The organism is Rathayibacter sp. VKM Ac-2803 (assembly GCF_009807175.1).
Taxonomy (GTDB): Bacteria; Actinomycetota; Actinomycetes; order Actinomycetales; family Microbacteriaceae; genus Rathayibacter.
Genome location: NZ_WUCD01000001.1, coordinates 1,334,011 through 1,351,506, shown reverse-complemented (window position 1 = coordinate 1,351,506; position 17,496 = coordinate 1,334,011). Strand labels below are relative to the sequence as shown.

Here is a 17,496-nt window from a genome sequence, read left to right as displayed (position 1 = left end):
TTACGAAAGCAGCAGCATGCACTCCTTCCGCGCGCTCGGCGCCCTCGCGGTGCTCGGCACCACCGTCGCCCTGGCCGGCTGCACCGGCGCGTCCGGCGGCTCTGCGGCGAGCGATCGCCTCGTCATCGGCACCACCGACTCGATCGTCTCGCTCGACCCGGCCGGAGCCTGGGACCGCGGCAGCTTCACGCCGCAGAACCAGATCTACCAGCACCTCCTCACCTACGAGAACGGCGACACCACGCCCGTCCCCGAGGTCGCCGAGGCCTGCGACTACGACAGCGCGACCACCTACCGCTGCTCGATCACGCCGGACCTGACCTTCTCGAACGGCGACGAGCTCACCGCCTCCGACGTCGTCTTCTCGTTCCAGCGCGTCCTCGACATCGCCGCCGACACCGGCCCCTCACCGCTGCTCGCGAACATGGAGTCGGTCGCGCAGGACGGCGACGACGTGGTCTTCACCCTCGCGGTGCCGAACGACCAGACCTGGCCGTCGGTGCTGACCAGCATGGCCGGGCCGATCGTCGACGAGGAGGTGTTCCCCGCCGACGCGCTGCTCGAGGACGCCGACGTGATCGGCTCCGGGCCCTACGCGGTCGGGAGCTACGAGGACGGCGGGCTGCTGCAGCTCACCGCGAACTCCTCCTACTCGGGCACCGCCCCCGAGACGGACGAGGTCGTCCTCCGCCCGTACACCTCGTCGACCAACCTGCGCCTCGACGTCGAGAACGGCGCCGTCGACGTGGCCTACCGCTCGCTCACCGCGACCGACGTCGAGGACCTGAAGGGGAACTCCGACCTGCAGGTCGTCGACGGACCCGGCGGCTCGGTGCGCTTCCTCACCTTCAACGTGAACACGCAGCCGGGCGGCAGCGCCGAGCAGAAGCTCGCGATCCGCCAGGCCGTCGCCTCGCTCGTCGACCGTCAGGAGCTCGCCGACCAGGTCTACCGCGGCACCTACGCGCCCGCGTACTCCGTCGTGCTCGACGGCCAGCTCGGCGCGACGGAGGCGTTCTCGGACGTCTACGGAGCGGCTCCCGACCCCGAGAAGGCCGCGTCGATCCTCGCGGCCGCCGGGGTCTCCACTCCGGTGACCCTGCCGATCCAGTACACGAGCGACCACTACGGCCCCGACTCCGATCAGGAGTACGCGCTGATCGAGTCGCAGCTGGAGGCGTCCGGCCTCTTCAGCGTCGAGCTGCAGTCGACGGAGTGGACCAGCTACGTCACCCAGCTCGCGCCCGACTCGGGCTACCCTGCCTACCAGCTCGGCTTCTTCCCGGACTACCCGGACCCCGACAACTTCCTCCGCTCGGCCTACTCGTCGACAGGGGCCTCGGTCGCCAACGGCTACTCGAACCCCGAGGTCGACGCCCTGATCGACGCGGAGGCGACCGCGACGGACCAGGACGCCCGCGCCGCCGCGATCGAGCAGCTCCAGGCGGTGACCGCGACCGACGCGCCGATCATCCCGCTGCTGCAGGGCCGCGAGACCGTCGTCGCCGCGGCCGGAGTGACGGGCCTCGAGGACACCCTCGACGCGACGTACCTCTTCCACTTCGGAGCACTGGCGAAGTAGCGGGGACGGCAGTCAGCCGACGATGCGCGCCCAGCCCGAGGTCGCGTCGTCGTCCGACGGCGCCTCCCGTACCGGCTCGTCAGCCGTCGCGCGGTGCGCCCGGAACACGCCGAATGCCACCGTCCCCGCGGTCATGGCGAGGGTCGCCTCGAAGAGCGCCGGGCCGAGCGTGTACAGCGAGTTCGCCAGGATCGCCAGCGGCGGCACGTTCTCGGGGCTGTAGCTCCACTCGTTCGGCAGCGTCACCGCTACCGCCGGGACCGCGAGCGTCACGACCCAGAGCAGTGCCGTGTAGGCGACGAGAGCGGGCCACCATCCCGTGCCCCGCCTCACGAGCGCGCCGCCTTCAGGGTGATCGCTCCGCCGATCGAGAGGAGCCCGATCGTGATCCCCGGGCCGGGCACGTACATCAGCACAGCGCGGAAGAACTGCTCCGGCCCCGTGACGGTGTCGTAGTACATCGACGCGTTAGCGGTCCAGAGCGTGGCCGCCCCGACCACGAGGAACAGCGCTCCCATCACGGCGAGAGCGATCGCCGTGCGCGAGGCCGCAGAGGGTCGGGCGCGGTCGGTCTCGGCCCGCTCCTCGAGCTCGGGCTCGGGCTCGTGCGCCGGCAGCTCGGGCGCGGGCAGCGGCTCCGACGACTCGGGGGGCACGCGGACCTCTCGCCAGCGCTCGGGGATGCGCGGGGCCTCGGCCGGAGGCTCCTGCCTGCGGCGCTCCTCCTCGGCCTCACCGCGGCGCGGACGCCGGAACCGCTCTTCCGCCCGGGTGAGCCGCTCGGGCTCGGGGCCGTCGTAGCCGCGCTGGTAGGCGGCGTGGAACCGCGGATCCGTCCGGGTGCTCGGATCCGTCCGGGCGCTCGTCTCGGTGCTCTCAGCCATGCAATCCCCCTGCATCGTCTCGAGTCTTCATCCTGTCGCAGAACGACGGATCGCGCCTCTGATGTCAAGTGCAGGACACGGAGGCCCCGCGTACAGGAAGCTCGGAGAGGATCCACGCATACCTTCCCCCGCCGCACACCCCCTGCCTCGAGAACGGCCCGGCCATGATCCTGCTCCGCACCCACTCCAATCGCTGGGTCGCCCGCGCCCGCCGCGCCGGCGTCGCACTCGGACTGATCACCCTCGCCGCGGAGCTGTCGCGGCCGGTCTACAAGACCGTGCGCCTCGACATCGAGAGCGGCGAGCGCATCCTGCTGCGCGACTCCGACTCGCTCGAGGAGGCGTTCGCGGTGCTGATCGCGGGCGTCGAGCGCGCCCGCCTCGCCGCCGAGCTGCCCGCCGCAGACGAGGGCGACGCCGATCCCGCCGAGGACGACCCCTTCGACGACGAGATCGCGGCCTGACCCGCCGATCGTCTCCGCGAGGTCAGGGCGTGCGCACGCCCCGGGTGTCGGCGGTCTGCTCGCTCGACAGGCGTTCGGCCTCGGCACCGCCGACGGCCTCGCCGCGAGCGACCATGCCGGCCTGGTCCGAGAGCGGGATCTGCTTGAGGAAGACTGCGAGCACCAGCGCGATCAGGATGAACGGGATCAGGTACCAGAAGACCGGCGCGAGCGAGTCGGCGTAGGCGGCGACGACTCCGTCCTGCACCGACTGGGGCAGGGTCTCGAGGGTCTGCGGGTCGAGCGTGGCGGCCGCGGCGGAGGCGTCGCCCGAGCCGGCGAAGACGGCCGTCAGCTTCTCGGTGAGCGAGTTCGTGAAGATCGTGCCGAAGATCGCGACGCCCAGGGCTGCTCCCACCTCGCGGAAGTAGTTGTTCGAGCTGGTCGCGGTGCCGATCTGCTCGGCGGGCACCGCGTTCTGCACGACGAGCACGACGACCTGCATGATCAGGCCGAGTCCGGCGCCGAAGACGAGGAGGTAGACGCAGATCAGCCAGATCGGGGTGTCGGCCGCCAGCGTCGTCATCGCCGTCATCGCGATCGCGGTGAGGATCGTGCCGACGATCGGGTAGATCTTGTACTTGCCGGTGCGGGTGATCAGGATGCCGGACGCGATCGACGTGCCCATCAGGCCGACCATCATCGGCAGCATCAGCAGGCCCGAGACGGCGGCGGAGGTGCCCGACGCCATCTGCAGGAACGTCGGGATGAAGGCGATCGCCGAGAACATGCCGAGGCCGAGCGTCAGGCCGATCGCGGTCGCGTTCACGAAGATCGGGTTGCGGAAGAGGCTCAGCGGGATGATCGGGTCCTCGGCCCGCGACTCCACCCAGATGAATCCGGCGACCGCGAGCGCGAAGCCGGCTCCGAAGAGCCAGGTCAGCGCGGCGCCCCAGCCGTACTCGGCGTCGCCGCCGAAGTCGGTGAAGAAGATGAGCAGCGTGGTCGCGGCCGAGAGCAGGACGACTCCGGGGATGTCGATCCGCTTCTGCGCCTTCTTGCTCGGCAGGGTCAGCGCGAACCACGCGATGGCGAAGGCACCGATGCCGACGGGGATATTGATGTAGAACGCCCACTGCCAGGTCAGGTGGTCGACGAACAGGCCGCCGAGCAGCGGTCCGGCGATCGCCGAGAGTCCGAAGACCGCGCCGATCGGGCCGAGGTACTTGCCGCGCTCGTTCGCCGGCACGATGTCGGCGATGATCGCCTGCGAGAGGATCATCAGCCCGCCGCCGCCGAGGCCCTGCATCGCGCGGAACACGACGAAGCTCCAGAAGTCGCCCGCGAAGGCGCAGCCGACGGAGGCGATCGTGAACAGGGCGATCGCGATCAGGAAGAGGTTGCGCCGGCCGAGCACGTCGCCGAACTTGCCGTAGATCGGCATGACGATCGTGGTCGCGAGGAGGTAGGCGGTCGTGATCCAGGCCTGGTGCTCGACTCCGCCGAGCTGGCCGACGATGGTGGGCATCGCCGTCGACACGATGGTCTGGTCGAGGCTCGAGAGCAGCATGCCGGCGATGAGCGCCGAGAAGATGATCCAGATCCTGCGCTGCGTGAGCAGGAGCGGCTTCGTATTACCGGCGGTGGTGGTCATCGGTCCTTCTCGGGGTCGGGGGTGCGGGTCAGGAGTGTGCGGGCGAGGTCGAGGCGTGCGCGGAGAACCGCGTCGAACGGCGGACCCTCGGGGTGGGAGAGCGACTGCTCGACGGCGTGCCGCGCGAGGGTGCCGACGAGCTGCACGGCGAGGCGGATGCGCGGGTCATCGGGCGCGACGCCCTGCCGCTCGGCGGAGAACCGCTCGAGGAGCCGGTCGCGCTCGCTGCCCGCCTGCATCAGTGCGGTGAAGAGCTTGGGCTCGCGCTCGAGCAGGGCGAAGAGCTGCTGGGCTCCGTCGGGGGTGAGCCCGATGCCCTCGAAGTGCTCGATGGCGAGATCGACCAATCCGTCGAGGAGGGTCGGCGACAGCGTGCCGGGCACGCCGCCTCCCGCGAGGAACCGCTCGAGCGCCTCCCCCTCGAGGCCCTCCTCGGGGCGGCCGAGGACGGCCTGCTCCTTCGTCGGGAAGTAGTTGAAGAAGGTGCGCCGCGAGACCCCGACGTCCTCGCAGAGCTCGTCGACGGTGAAGCCGCTGAGCCCGCGCTCGATCGCGAGGGTGCGCGCGCGGGCGCCGAGCAGGGCTCGCCGCTCCCGCATCCTTTGGTTTGCACTCTCACTCACAGAGTGCATTCTTGCACGAACTGCACTCAAGGACAGCCCCGTGTCGGAATGGACGAGGCCTGCTCCTCAGCACGGTCTGAGATCGGTCGGATAAAACCTTGTGAACAGAATCGTTCATATGGTTTTAGACTGCCCAGATGAGTCCTTCCGCCATCTCATCGCCGCTCCACGAGCTGCTCCTCGATGCCGGCATCGCCGTGCGCATCATCAGCGCGCGTGATCTGCGGATCACCACCTCGTCCGGCGACGAGATCGACGCGCACCTCGTCTTCACACCGCGGCCGCCCACTCCGTCGGAGGTGCGCAAGCACGCGCTGGGAACGGCATCGGGCGCGGTGACCGCATTCGTGTCACCCCGCGCGAACAGCATCACCCGACGCCTCGCACTCGACGATCCCCGACTCGCCCTGTTCGGCTTGGACGATGGCACCGTCATCGTCCAAGGAGAGGATCTGACCGTCGCGAAGGACGATCGGCAGACGAGCGGCAGGCGACGCCGCGTGTCGTACGCGCTCTTCGCGCTCCAGCGAACGCTCGCGCGAACACGTGAACCGCGGTTCCAGAACGACCTGGCTCACGAATGCGGCGTCTCGCAGATGACGATCTCGAAGCTGCTCAGAGCAGATCCGCTCCTGGCGCAGCGGACCGGGCAGGGTTGGGTCGCTCGGGATCCTCGCGCCCTCGCCGAGCGTTTCCTCGCGGAGTACCCGGGTCCGGGCGGGCTCTCGCAGCTCTGGTACTCGATCCGACCCGTCATCGAGCAGGCGGAACAGGCTTCGGCATCGGGGCTGAGAGCGCTGCTGTCCGGGGACAGCGCCGCCGACCGTCTCGCACCATGGAGGGTTCCGAGGACCGCAGTGGTCTACGCGGACCGCAGCCTTCCCCTCGAAACGGCCGGCTTCGCGGAGACCGATTCTCGCGAGGCCACACTGCGAGTCCACGTCCCGATGGATCAGACGATCTGGGCGACAGCGGACGCGTGGTACCCGCGCGGACGCACCGTGGACCCACTCATCGCCGCGTGGGACCTGCAGCGCAGTGGCGGTCCCGACGCGGACGAAGCCGTGGAGCGCCTCCTGAGCAAGGAGGTGACGACGTGGCTGCGATGAGATCCGTCACACTCCCGTCCACGTCCCGAGCCGATGACGCAGCTCTCCTCGCACTGGCAGACGCATCACTCGCGATCGCCGAACTCGACGATGCGTGCATCGTCGGCGGGCAGATGGTCGCGCTCCTCTGCGCCGCCTTCCCGAGCGCCGACATGATCACGCGTCGAACGGTGGACGCGGATGCAGCAGTGTCTCCCGTCGTCGCCGCTGCGGGCACACTGCACGACCTGCTGATCACCAGCGGTTACACGCCGGGTTCGGGCAACCACTACGTCTCGGGCGACCGCGAGATCGACGTCCTCGTACCGTCGCTCACGGGCCGGTTCGAGAGCTCGGAGCACGGCGGGCGCGGGTTCGACAGCGCACCGGGCCTGGACCTCGCTCTGCACGGAACGCTCGAACTCGACGTGACGGTGATCCTGCTCGACGAGACCCCGCTCGCGTTCTCCACGCGGGTCCCCGGGGTCGAGCGAGCGCTGATCGTCAAGGCGCTCGCCTACGAGTCGCGGCGGGCACTGAAGGATCTGCTCGACATCTTCAACCTGATGCTGATCAGGAACGCGCACAGTCCTGAAGAGGTCGGCGGCTGGCGGATCGGTGACGAGGCGGGTACCGGAGCACGGGGTGACGCCGCCTCGGTGCTCCGCCGTATCGCCGGAGCGCCGGGACTCCGACTGATGCTCCGCGAGACGGGCGTTCCGCCCGGCCCGTTCGGGTCGCTCCTGCGCACCTACATCAGCGCCGACTGACCAGCCGTCTCGCTGCCAGGAGGGGCCGACGCCCGCAGGCGCCTAGCCCCCCACCGGTCAGAGCGTCAGCGTGTGCTCCCCCGCCCCGAGCTCGCGGTCGGCGGCGCCCGTCGCGCGGACGACCGCGGTCGCTCCGGCAGGGACCGTCACGGCGAGCGAGACGTCGTCGCCGGCGCGATCCCAGCGCACGCTCGCGAGGCCGTGCGGGGTCTCGAGGGTCGACTCCGCCCAGGTGAGGTCGCCGCCGGGCTGCGGGGCGATCAGGAGGCGGGAGTAGCCCGGGTCGAGCGGGGCCAGGCCGCCGACGACGCGGTGCAGCCAGTCGGCGACGGCGCCGAGCGCGTAGTGGTTGAAGCTCGTCATCTCGCCGGGGTTGATGCTGGCGTCGGGGAGCATCGAGTCCCAGCGCTCCCAGATCGTGGTCGCGCCCATCGTCACCGGGTAGAGCCACGACGGGCACTCGCGCTGCAGGAGCAGGCGGTACGCGGCGTCGATGTGCCCGGTCGACGAGAGGGCGTCGGTGATGAAGGGCGTGCCCGCGAAGCCGGTCGAGATCGTGTAGCCGCTCTCGGCGACGAGCTCGGCGAGCCGGTCGCCGGCCCAGCCCAGCTCGGAGTCGTCGAGCAGGCCGAAGACGATCGCGAGCGAGTAGACCGTGGTGCAGTCGCTGAAGACGCGCTGGTCGGCGACGTACTTCGCGCGGAAGGCGTCGCGCAGAGCCGAGGCCATCTGCGAGAACTCCTGCGCCTCCTCGTCGCGGCCGAGCACGGCCGCGGAGTCCGCCACGATGCGGGCCGTGCGGTAGGCGCAGGCCGTGGCGACGACTCCGGTGTCGGCCTTCGCATCGGCCGGGGCGTCGGGGGCGGCGTCGGGGTCGAGCCAGTCGCCGAACTGGAAGCCGGTGTCCCAGACGCCGGACGCGGACAGCTTCGAGCGGACGCGGCGCGCGTGCGACGCCATCGACTCGAACGACTCCTCGAGCACCGTCGGGTCGCCGTACGCCTGCCAGACAGCCCACGGCACCCAGGCCGCGGCGTCGCTCCAGAGTGCCGTGGAGTCCATCGGAGGGAAGCTGGTCTCGGCCGCGCGGCGCTTGAGCACGTCGGGCACGACGAACGGCACGGCGCCGTCGTGGTGCTGCTGCTCGAGGGCGAGGTCGCGGAGCCAGTCGCGGAGGAAGTCCTCGGCGTCGGCGAGGTACACGGCGGTCGGAGCGAACGCGGCGATGTCGCCCGTCCAGCCGAGGCGCTCGTCGCGCTGCGGGCAGTCGGTGGGCACGTCGAGGAAGTTGCCGACCATGCCGCGGTAGACGTTGTCGTGCAGCTGGTCGAGCAGGGGCTCGGAGCTGCGGAACGTGCCGATGCGGCGGAGGTCGCTGCTGACGACGATCGCGGTGAGGGCCCCGTCGGCGATGTCCCCCGGCCAGCCGTCGACCTCCGCGTAGCGGAACCCGTGGAAGGTGAGGGTCGGCTCGAAGACGTCGGCGCCTCCCGACAGCGTGAAGCGATCGGTCGCCTTCGCCTCGCGGAGGGGCCGGACGCCCAGCTCGTCGTCCTCCAGGACCTCGGCGTGGCGCAGCGTGACGACGCTCCCCTCCGGCCCGGTGACCGCGACGCGGACCCAGCCGACGAGGTTCTCGCCGAAGTCGACGAGGGTGCGTCCCGACGGGCTGGTCCAGATCTTCTGCGGCGCGATCTCGGCGAGGCGGCGCACGGGCGGGGCGATGTAGGGCTCGAGCATCGCCGGGTCGACCTCGACCTCGTGGACGCCGACCCAGGCGGAGTCGTCGAATCCGGCGCTCGTCCAGCCGGTCGGCTCGCGGCGGGCGTCGATGTCCTGGCCGTCGTAGAGGCTGTCGGCGGTGGTGGCGCTCGCGCCCGCGCGCCAGGAGTCGTCGGTCACGACGACCTGCTCGTGGCCGTCGGCGAAGCGGAGGCGCAGCTCGGCGGCCCCGGCGATCTCGGTTCCGTAGGGCGCGGCGCCCTCGCCCCAGCTCAGCCGTCCGCGGTACCAGCCGTCACCGAGGGCGAGGCCGATCGTCACCGTGTCCCGGCCGCTGATCAGGGGCGTCACGTCGTGCTCGGAGTAGCGCAGGCGCCACTCGTAGCTCGTCCAGCCGGGGGTGAAGAGCTCGTCCGAGGCGGGCGCCCCGTCGATCCACGCCTCCACGATGCCGAGGGCCGAGAGGCGGAGGGTCGCCGAGACGACCTCGCCGTGCCCGGTGTCGAGCGGGATCTCGCGGCGGAGGAGGGGGGCGGCGCCGTCGAGAGCGTCGTCGGGGGCCAGGAAGCGGGCGGTCCAGTCGGTCATCGTCGTCCTTCTGCGTGGTGGTGTGCGGTGAGTGGGTCAGTGGCGCGGGGGGCCTGAGGAATCGCGGACCCGGAGGATCGGCGTCCGTTCGAAGTGAACCGCCTCCGTCCGGCCGTCGAGTCGCTCGAGCAGCAGGCGCACGGCCCGGTCGCCGAGCTCCTCGCCGTACTGGTCGACGGTCGTCAGCGAGATGCCGGGATGCCCGGCCACCTCGATGTCGTCGTAGCCGACGATCGCCAGGTCGGCGGAGGTGAGCCCGGCGTCGTCGCGCGCCCAGAGGGCGTCGAGGGCGAGGGAGTCGTTGCCGGCGAAGAGCGCGGTCGGGCGGTCGGGCGAGAGGAAGACCTCGAGCGAGCGGGCCCGCGCGTTCTCGACGACGGGGTCGAGGTGCAGCACCTGCACCTGGTCGGCGAGGCCGGCCTCGTGCATCCGGTGCTCGTAGCGCACGAGTCGGACGGAGTGCGGGGCGCCGGCCACCCGTCCGGTGATCTGCTCGCTGACGGTGAGGTGGGCGATGCGGCGGTGGCCGAGGGCGAAGAGGTGATCCATCACGGCGTCGGTGCCCGAGACGTCGTCGTTGGTCACCGTGTCGTAGCCGGTCGAGTCGTCGTGCCGGCCGAGCATCACGATCGGTGTGCGGCGCGCGAGACGCTCGAGCCAGGCCGGCTCGACCATCGGCGAGACGGCGATCAGGCCGTCGACCTGCCGGTCGACGAGCGCCTCGATGGCACGGAAGCCCTCGCCCGAATCGCTCTGCGCCGGCGCGACGATGAGCTGGTAGCGGCTGCCCTCGAGCGCGGCGCTGGCTCCGGTGACGATGCGGTTGAAGAAGGCGTTGCCCAGGTGCGGGACCTCGACGCCGATGGTGAAGCTCGAGCCGCGCATCGCCCTCGCGGCGACGCTGGGGCGGTAGTCGAGCTCGTCGATCGCCGCAGTGACGCGCTCGCGCATCGACGGGCTGACTCCGTAGGCGTTGCGGATCACCTTCGAGACCGCGGCGCGCGAGACGCCTGCGCGCTGGGCGACGTCCTGGATCGTCGCGTGACCGTTGATGCTGTCGATCGAGCTCATCACGGCCTCCCCTGGGCCTTCGCGGACGATTCCTCCCGGAACCGCGCCTGGTCGAACGTGCCTGATCGCGGGTCGTCGAGCGACGCCGCGAACGCCACTGTAACGGTTCACGCACGATCATGTAGATCGGTCCACAATTTTCCGTAGATCGATTGACACGTTTCACGGCAGCGACGTATGTTCTCCCTGCGCCGCTTCTCGGGCCGTCGTCGAACGGTCGGGAACGGCGCCTCGGGCACCCCCGCAACAGTGACGTTGTCGATACATGGAGGTATTTGGATGTCGTTCCGACAGAACCGGCGAGCACGGCTCGCCCTCGGCGCAGGAGGAGCGGCTCTCGCTCTCGCGCTCACAGGCTGCAGCACGGGCGGTGGCGGCGATTCCGCCGACGGCGCCACGCTCAGCGTGCTCATCGACAACCAGACGGCGACCGTCGAGCTCTGGGATGCGCTCAAGGCGGCGTTCGAGGAGGAGAACCCCGACATCACCCTCGACATCGAGACGCGCCCCCAGGGCAGCGAGGGCGACAACCTGATCAAGACCCGCCTCGCCACGGGCGAGATGAACGACGTCTTCGCCTACAACTCGGGCTCGCTCTTCCAGGCGCTCAACCCCGACCAGAACCTCGCTCCCCTCTCGGACGAGGCCTGGGTCGACTCGCTCGACGAGGGCTTCCGCACGGTCGTCTCGACCGACTCCGACCTCTACGGCATCCCGCTGGGCCAGGCGATGGGCGGTGCCGTGCTGTACAACAAGGACGTCTACAGCTCGCTCGGCCTCACGGTGCCGAAGACCTGGGACGAGTTCATCGCGAACAGCGAGGCGATCAAGGCCGCCGGCGACGTCGCGCCGATCATCCAGACCTACGGCGACACCTGGACCTCGCAGCTCTTCGTGCTCGGCGACTTCGCCAACGTCCTCGCGGAGGACCCCGAGTGGGCGACCGACTACACGGCGAACAAGGCCAAGTACGTCGACGAGCCGGCCCTCGCGGGCTTCGAGCACCTGCAGCAGGTCGCGGAGTCGGGTCTCACCAACGAGGACTACGCGTCGGCCACCTACGACGACGGCGTCCGGATGGTCGCGACCGGCGAGGGCGCTCAGTACCCGATGCTGACCTTCGCGGCCGGCCCGCTGATCCAGAACTACCCCGACTCGCTCGACAAGGTCGGCCTCTTCCCGCTGCCGGGCGAGTCCGCCGACTCGAACCCGCTGACGGTCTGGCAGCCCAACGCGGTCTACGTGCCCAAGTCGACCGAGGGCGCGAAGCTCGAGAGCGCGAAGAAGCTGATGGCGTTCCTCGTCACTCCCGAGAGCTGCGACATCCAGAGCGAGGTCGCGGCGCCCCAGGGGCCGTTCGTGGTCGACGGGTGCACCCTGCCGGACGATGTGCCCGCGCTGGTGTCGGACATGCAGCCCTACTTCGACGCCGACAACACGGGCCTCGCGCTCGAGTTCCTCTCGCCGATCAAGGGTCCGGCGCTCGAGCAGATCACGGTCGCCGTGGGCTCGGGCATCACCCCCGCCGCCGAGGGCGCCAAGCAGTACGACGACGACGTGACCAAGCAGGCCCAGCAGCTCGGCCTCGACGGCTGGTGACCGACGCCGGTGCGGCGGGCGACGGAGGCGACTCCGCGGCCCGCCGCACCGCCGGGGCGCCGCCCCTCCCCCCTCGCTTCTCGATCGACGGAGATCACATGACGACACTCACGGAGGAGCGCCCCGCGCCCACCCGCACCGCGGAACCGCCGAAGCGGCGCCGGGCCATGAAGAGCCCGTACCCGACCTGGTTCTACCTCCCCGCAGGCGTCTTCTACGTGGTGCTCTTCCTCGTGCCGACCGTCGCCTCGCTCTACTTCTCGCTCACCCGCTGGACGCTGTTCGACTCGACCTTCATCGGCTTCGACAACTTCGTCGCCTTCTTCCAGGACCCGGCGCTCTCGACCGGCTTCGTCAATACCTTCGTCTACGCCCTGATCACCTCTGGCCTCAAGATCGTGCTCGGGATGGCCCTGGGGCTCCTCCTGAGCTCGCAGATCATCGGCCGCGGATTCCTCCGCAGCGTCGTCTTCTTCCCCGTGCTGGTGTCGACGATCGGCATCGGCATCACCTTCAAGGTGCTGCTGGATCCCTTCGACGGGATCGTCAACCAGGGACTCGCCGCCATCGGCGTCGCGGGGCCCGGCTGGCTGACGGACCCGCAGTGGGCGCTGTTCTCGGTCGCCCTGGTCGACGTCTGGAAGGGCGTCGGGCTGGCGACCCTCATCTACATCGCGGGCATCGTCGCGATCCCGCAGGACTACTTCGAGGCCGCCCGCGTCGACGGCGCCGGCGCCTGGCACAACTTCCGGCACATCACCCTGCCGCTGCTGCGCCCCGCCACCGTGACCGTGGTCCTCCTCTCCCTCATCGGCGGTCTGCGCTCGTTCGACCTGATCTGGGCGATGACGAAGGGCGGGCCGGGCTTCACGAGCGACGTGGTCGCCTCCGTCATCTACAAGCAGTACCAGGCGGGCTTCTACGGTCTCTCGACCGCGGGCAACGTCATCCTCTTCCTCGTCGTGGCGGCGATCATCTTCCCGCTGTCGGCCTGGCTCAACCGGAAGGACAACGAGCAGTGACCACCACCCCGCTCACCCCGTCCCCGCTCGCGAAGGCGCCGCTCGACGTCGATCCGCTCCGCGCCAAGGTGAAGCAGCGCGGTGTCGGCCGCGGCTCGCGCGCCTGGCGGTACGGAGGCGGTATCGCCGCGATCGTGCTGTCGGTCATCGTCTTCATCGTCCCCTTCGCCTTCATCGTGCTCACCGCGTCGAAGACGCAGCAGGAGTCGTCGCTGCTCGGCTTCACCTTCCCCACCCAGTGGCAGTTCTTCGAGAACCTGCAGGCCGTGATCGAGGCGCGCGACTTCCTCCTGCTGCGCGCCTTCGTGAACAGCGCGGTCCTGACGATCGTCTCGGTGACGGTGATGGTGGTGCTCGCCGCGATGGTCGGCTACGTGCTGCAGCGCCGCCGGTCGAAGTGGAACCCGCTCGTCAACGGCTTCGTCCTCGCCGGCCTGATCATCCCGCCGGCCGTGGTGCCGACGATCTGGGTGCTGCAGGGCCTCGAGCTCTTCAAGACCCTCCCCGGCCTCATCGCGGTGCACGTCGCGTTCGGCCTCTCGTTCTGCATCCTCCTGTTCCGCGCTTTCGTCTCGACGATCCCGCGCGAGCTCGACGAGGCCGCCGTCATCGACGGGGCCGGCCCGTTCCGCCTCTTCTTCACCGTGGTGCTGCCGCTGCTGAAGCCCGTGATCGTCACCGTGATCGTGGTGCAGGCCGTCGCGGTGTTCAACGACTTCACCTACGCGCTGTACTTCCTCCCCGGGGACGACAACGCCACTGTGCAGCTGACGCTCTACAACTTCTCGTCGCAGTCGCAGTCGTCGTGGAACCTCCTCTTCATGGACGTGCTGCTCATCACGATCCCGCCGCTGGTGATGTACATCTTCTTCAACCGCCAGATCGTGGCCGGCATGACGTCGGGAGCGGTGAAGGGCTGACGCCGCTCTCCTCTCGTCGATCGGGTCTCAGCCGTCCTCTCCGGGACGCTCGGTCCACCGCGCCGCCTCGGCGGGCGGATCGGTCCGCGGAAGATCGGCGGGGCCGACGAGGCGGCGGAGCCACGCAGGGCGGCGGGACCGGGTGAGGGCCCTCCGCCACCGCGGGTCGGTCAGCGCCTCCTGCGCGGGGTCGAGGAGGCGCCGGCCGCCTCCCTCCCACACCTCGATGCGCACGAGCGGCGGATGCGACCGGTGCAGGTGCCGCGCGGGCTCGCGCTCGGGGTGAGCGTGCCCGGCGCGGGTCCGCAGCTGCTGCTCGAGCTGCTCCGGGTCGGCCGCCGACCAGGTGCTGACGCCCACACCGCCGTCGGGCAGCGGGAAGCGCTCGGTGACCCGCAGCGGGAGCTCGTCGAGGGAGGGGGACATCGTTCATGCCTTCCGGAGTCGGCGCCCCGCAGGGCGCGTCGGGTGAGGTGGGAGGGGGCTCCCGCGCGGAGCCCCCTCCCTTATCTGCGCTCAGCGCTGACTGATCAGTGCTGGACGCGCAGTGCGCGCATCCGGCGGAGGCCGAGCAGACCGCCGCCCGTCAGCAGCAGCAGCGCTCCGCCCGCGGCCAGCGGACCGGCCGCCGCTCCCGTGGAGGCGAGGACGGTCGGCACGAGTCCGATCGCCGGCACGACGACCTGCGCGCACGACGCGGACGCCTCGTCGGAGCAGGGGCTGCGGACGAGGGTCGGCTCGAAGCCGGCCGGCAGGTCGTCGATCCTCGCCCGGTTGGGGACGGTCCAGGCGTCGACCCCGTCGGCGACGACACCCGTCACCGTGAAGGTCGCCGAGGCCCCGGGGGCCAGATCCAGCCCCTCCACCGACAGGTCGGCGGAGGCGGGCCCGCCGTCGCGCGAGATCGTCACGTCGGACAGGTGCGCGAGCGTCGGCACGTCGGTGAGCGTCACGCCCTCGGCCGGACGGTCGCCGATGTTCGAGACCTCGATCGTGAAACCCGCCCTGCCGCCGTGGGCGACCGACTCGTGGAGGGCGGTCTTCTCGATCTCGAGCCTGCCGCCGACCGGCGGCACGGGGATCTCAGCGCACGAGGACGCGGCGTCGTCGGCGCAGGGGTTCTGCACCGTCGGCGGATCGAATCCGTCGGGCTGGCGGGAGATGGTCGCGCGGTTGGGGATCGTCACCGCGTCGTAGCCGTCGGCGACCCGACCGGTCACGTGCAGCGCGATCCGGCCGCCCGCCGGGATCCGCAGGCCCGTGACGGGCTCAGACACCGACTGGACGCCGCCCCGGCCGTCCTCGATCGTCACGTCGGAGACGTGCTCGAGCACCGGCACATCGGTGACGCTGACATCGGTCGCCTCGACGGTGCCCGAGTTGCCCACGACGACGTCGAAGCCGGCCTGCCCGCCGTGCTCGACCGAGGGCTGCGAGGCCGTCTTCTGCAGCCACAGCCGGCCCTCGCCGACCGTGTGCGGCACGGTCGCGCAGGGGTTCGCATCGGTCCCGGTCCCCGAATCGGAGGGGACGAACGGCGCTCCCGCGACGCACGCGGTGTTGACGAGAGAGCCGTCGCCTCCCGCACGGACGACGACGTCGAAGGCGAGCTCGGCAACCGTCCCGACCGGGAGGGTGCCCGCAGCCCAGGCGATCCGCCCCGTGGCCGGATCGATCGAGGCCGTGCCGTGCGAGGTGCGGATCGACTCCGCGTCGAGATCGGCGTCGTCGAGCACCCCCTCGTCGAGGTAGTCGACGACCGAGGCGTCGGCGTAGTCGCCGGAGCCGTCGGAGGTGAGCGCCACCCGGTAGGGCACCCGCGCGCCGGGCAGCAGCGGCGCGTCGGAGGCGACGGTCGAGCTCTTCGCGAGGGTGAGGTGCGGTGCGAGGCCGTCGAGACCCGCGATCGCGGTCGCCGAGTCGGACCCGAACGTGTAGTCGTCGATCGCCCGCAGGTCGCCGTACGACCCGTGCACCGAGTCGTTCTCGTTCGGGGTGCGGCCCTCGCCGGAGTCGTCCGCCTCCCAGCGGTGCACTCCCGCGCTCGACTCCGTGCCGTCCTGGGCCGACAGCGCCTCGGCCGTCGTCGAGTAGCGCTCGGCGTTCGAGGAGGAGAGGAGGGAGTCGTCCCAGTGGATCGCGGACGGACTGGTGCCGCCTCCCGTCGACCGCACGATCGAGATGCCGCCCGACGACGTCTCGGCGTCGACCCGGGTGAAGTGGAACTCGTTGGTCCGGCCGATCGACGCGCGGAACCCGACGTCGGGATCGCCGGTGTCGACCGCGGCGCCCTGGGCGTCGAGACCGTCCCAGTCGACCGAGAACGGGCCGGGCTCGGCGACGATCTCGGTGAGGCGCACGTCGCGCGCTCCCCGGTGGTCGCCGTCCCCGTCGGCGTCGATGTCGACCGTCACCGTCCCCGGCTGGGTGCCGAGCGTGCCGGTGAGCGATCCCGCGTTCGACGCGGATCCCGCCCGTCGGTAGGCCAGCCCCTCGATCGTCGGCGCCCGGTACTCGGGCGCGATCGAGGGAGGCAGATCGCTGGACGGCGGATCGAGGAAGAGCTTGTAGGTCTGCAGACCCTCGATGCCGGAGCGCCCGGAGGCCTGCACGTACTGCGCCCCGACTCCGCCCGCCTCGCTCGACTGCGGCATCGGGACCGAGAGGTAGGACGGATCGGAGGACCCGACCCGCACATTGCCCTTGTTCGTCGCCTGGAGCGTCGACGCGACTCCGTCGTAGCCGCGCAGCGTCATGTCGTACCGGGCACCCGTCTCGGTGACGGCGTACAGAGTGAAAGACGCACTCCGCTCCCCCGGACCGGCGTAGCCGACCCTCGCTCCCGACTGGATCGCGTAGGACTCGGACCAGACGCGGCCCGCGAGCGCATCGCCGCCCGCGTCGTCGACCCCGATGCTCCACAGGAGGTTGACCGGTGCGGTCACGTCGTCGTCGGTCACACTGACGCGGAAGACCCCCGTCTCGGCCGCGACGAACGAGCCTCCCGCCGCCTCGGTCGGCGGAGCACCCCGCGCGAACGCCTGCGCGTCGAGGACCGAGCCGTCGGGCGCAGTGATCGCTGCGGTGCCGCCTCCGCTCTCGCCCTCCGCCGACCCCGAGCCGCCCTTCAGCGGATGGAGGTCGACGCGGAGCGTCTCGCCCTTCTGCACCCACGCCGACACGGTCGTCACGCCGTCGTTCGTCGCCCCGCCGTGCAGCAGCGTGTTCTCGATCGTCGTGCGCGGTGCGTCCGCCGCCGCGGCGGGCATCGCCGCCACCCCACCGCCGACCGCTGCGCCGCCGAGCAGTCCGCCGACGAGCGCGCAGCCCGCCGTCGTGCCCGCGAACGCGCGGACGGCTCGCGCCCGCCGCCTTCGACGGCCAGCCGGCCCCGACCGTTCCGTTCGACTCATCCGATGTCCTCTCCTCAGCCGCTCGGTGCTCGGCACCGGCGACGGTTCACGTCAGCCCCGTGCCAGGAGAGTAATGCTCACTTTCGTGTGGCCGCAGGCGCGATGTCCGATCTGTGG

15 protein-coding genes are annotated in these 17,496 nt (G+C 70.8%); 7 read left to right on the top strand and 8 right to left on the bottom strand.

Annotated elements, in window-relative coordinates:
• The first annotated feature begins 16 nt into the window (after positions 1-16).
• Entirely contained in the window at positions 17-1,582 is a 1,566-nt protein-coding gene (locus GRS96_RS06310; protein ID WP_159854683.1) for an ABC transporter substrate-binding protein, read from the top strand.
• A gap of 12 nt (positions 1,583-1,594) precedes the next feature.
• Here the strand turns inward: GRS96_RS06310 and GRS96_RS06305 are convergent, their stop codons facing one another.
• Both GRS96_RS06305 and GRS96_RS06300 read right to left on the bottom strand, forming a co-directional pair.
• Positions 1,595-1,915: a hypothetical protein gene (locus GRS96_RS06305; protein WP_159854684.1), complete on the bottom strand. Its 321-nt coding sequence runs from the start codon at positions 1,913-1,915 to the stop codon at positions 1,595-1,597.
• Complete coding sequence (locus GRS96_RS06300; protein WP_159988046.1) at positions 1,912-2,466, bottom strand: hypothetical protein; 555 nt, start codon at positions 2,464-2,466, stop codon at positions 1,912-1,914. Before GRS96_RS06300 ends, GRS96_RS06305 begins: the two co-directional genes overlap by 4 nt.
• Positions 2,467-2,630: 164 nt before the next feature.
• On the opposite strand from GRS96_RS06300, the gene GRS96_RS06295 reads away from it, so the two are divergent.
• The gene (locus GRS96_RS06295) at positions 2,631-2,930 is read left to right on the top strand and encodes a hypothetical protein (protein WP_159988045.1); all 300 of its coding nucleotides are present in this window, start codon (positions 2,631-2,633) and stop codon (positions 2,928-2,930) included.
• A 22-nt stretch (positions 2,931-2,952) separates the two neighbouring features.
• Here the strand turns inward: GRS96_RS06295 and GRS96_RS06290 are convergent, their stop codons facing one another.
• Both GRS96_RS06290 and GRS96_RS06285 read right to left on the bottom strand, forming a co-directional pair.
• Complete coding sequence (locus GRS96_RS06290; RefSeq protein ID WP_159988044.1) at positions 2,953-4,563, bottom strand: MDR family MFS transporter; 1,611 nt, start codon at positions 4,561-4,563, stop codon at positions 2,953-2,955.
• Entirely contained in the window at positions 4,560-5,186 is a 627-nt protein-coding gene (locus tag GRS96_RS06285) for a TetR/AcrR family transcriptional regulator (protein ID WP_159988043.1), read from the bottom strand. The genes GRS96_RS06290 and GRS96_RS06285 overlap by 4 nt, the downstream gene beginning before the upstream one ends.
• Before the next feature lie 197 nt (positions 5,187-5,383).
• Here GRS96_RS06285 and GRS96_RS06280 point away from each other — a divergent pair, with 197 nt between their 5' ends.
• Together GRS96_RS06280 and GRS96_RS06275 are read left to right on the top strand one after the other, a co-directional pair.
• Positions 5,384-6,295 (top strand): hypothetical protein, encoded by a 912-nt coding sequence (locus tag GRS96_RS06280; protein ID WP_159988042.1) that lies wholly within the window; start codon positions 5,384-5,386, stop codon positions 6,293-6,295.
• Entirely contained in the window at positions 6,283-7,044 is a 762-nt protein-coding gene (locus GRS96_RS06275) for a hypothetical protein (protein ID WP_159988041.1), read from the top strand. The genes GRS96_RS06280 and GRS96_RS06275 overlap by 13 nt, the downstream gene beginning before the upstream one ends.
• Positions 7,045-7,101: 57 nt before the next feature.
• On the opposite strand, the gene GRS96_RS06270 is transcribed toward GRS96_RS06275, so the two are convergent.
• Together GRS96_RS06270 and GRS96_RS06265 are read right to left on the bottom strand one after the other, a co-directional pair.
• On the bottom strand, positions 7,102-9,354 hold the full coding sequence (locus GRS96_RS06270; protein ID WP_159988040.1) for an alpha-L-rhamnosidase: 2,253 nt from the start codon (positions 9,352-9,354) through the stop codon (positions 7,102-7,104).
• 36 nt (positions 9,355-9,390) lie between these two features.
• Entirely contained in the window at positions 9,391-10,425 is a 1,035-nt protein-coding gene (locus GRS96_RS06265; protein WP_159988039.1) for a LacI family DNA-binding transcriptional regulator, read from the bottom strand.
• 279 nt (positions 10,426-10,704) lie between these two features.
• Between GRS96_RS06265 and GRS96_RS06260 the strand changes: the two genes are divergently transcribed.
• The 3 genes from GRS96_RS06260 (at position 10,705) to GRS96_RS06250 (ending at position 13,966) form a co-directional block, all read left to right on the top strand.
• Positions 10,705-12,024, top strand: coding sequence for an ABC transporter substrate-binding protein (locus tag GRS96_RS06260; protein WP_159988038.1), 1,320 nt, complete (start codon positions 10,705-10,707; stop codon positions 12,022-12,024).
• Between the two features lie 98 nt (positions 12,025-12,122).
• Positions 12,123-13,046, top strand: coding sequence for a carbohydrate ABC transporter permease (locus tag GRS96_RS06255; protein WP_159988037.1), 924 nt, complete (start codon positions 12,123-12,125; stop codon positions 13,044-13,046).
• Between the two features lie 68 nt (positions 13,047-13,114).
• On the top strand, positions 13,115-13,966 hold the full coding sequence (locus GRS96_RS06250) for a carbohydrate ABC transporter permease (protein WP_159854882.1): 852 nt from the start codon (positions 13,115-13,117) through the stop codon (positions 13,964-13,966).
• A 27-nt stretch (positions 13,967-13,993) separates the two neighbouring features.
• Here GRS96_RS06250 and GRS96_RS06245 read toward each other — a convergent pair whose 3' ends face one another.
• Both GRS96_RS06245 and GRS96_RS06240 read right to left on the bottom strand, forming a co-directional pair.
• Complete coding sequence (locus tag GRS96_RS06245; protein WP_159988036.1) at positions 13,994-14,392, bottom strand: hypothetical protein; 399 nt, start codon at positions 14,390-14,392, stop codon at positions 13,994-13,996.
• A gap of 104 nt (positions 14,393-14,496) precedes the next feature.
• A complete protein-coding gene (locus GRS96_RS06240; RefSeq protein ID WP_159988035.1) occupies positions 14,497-17,379 on the bottom strand; it encodes a DUF7927 domain-containing protein in 2,883 nt (960 codons plus the stop codon).
• Positions 17,380-17,496 lie beyond the last annotated feature (117 nt).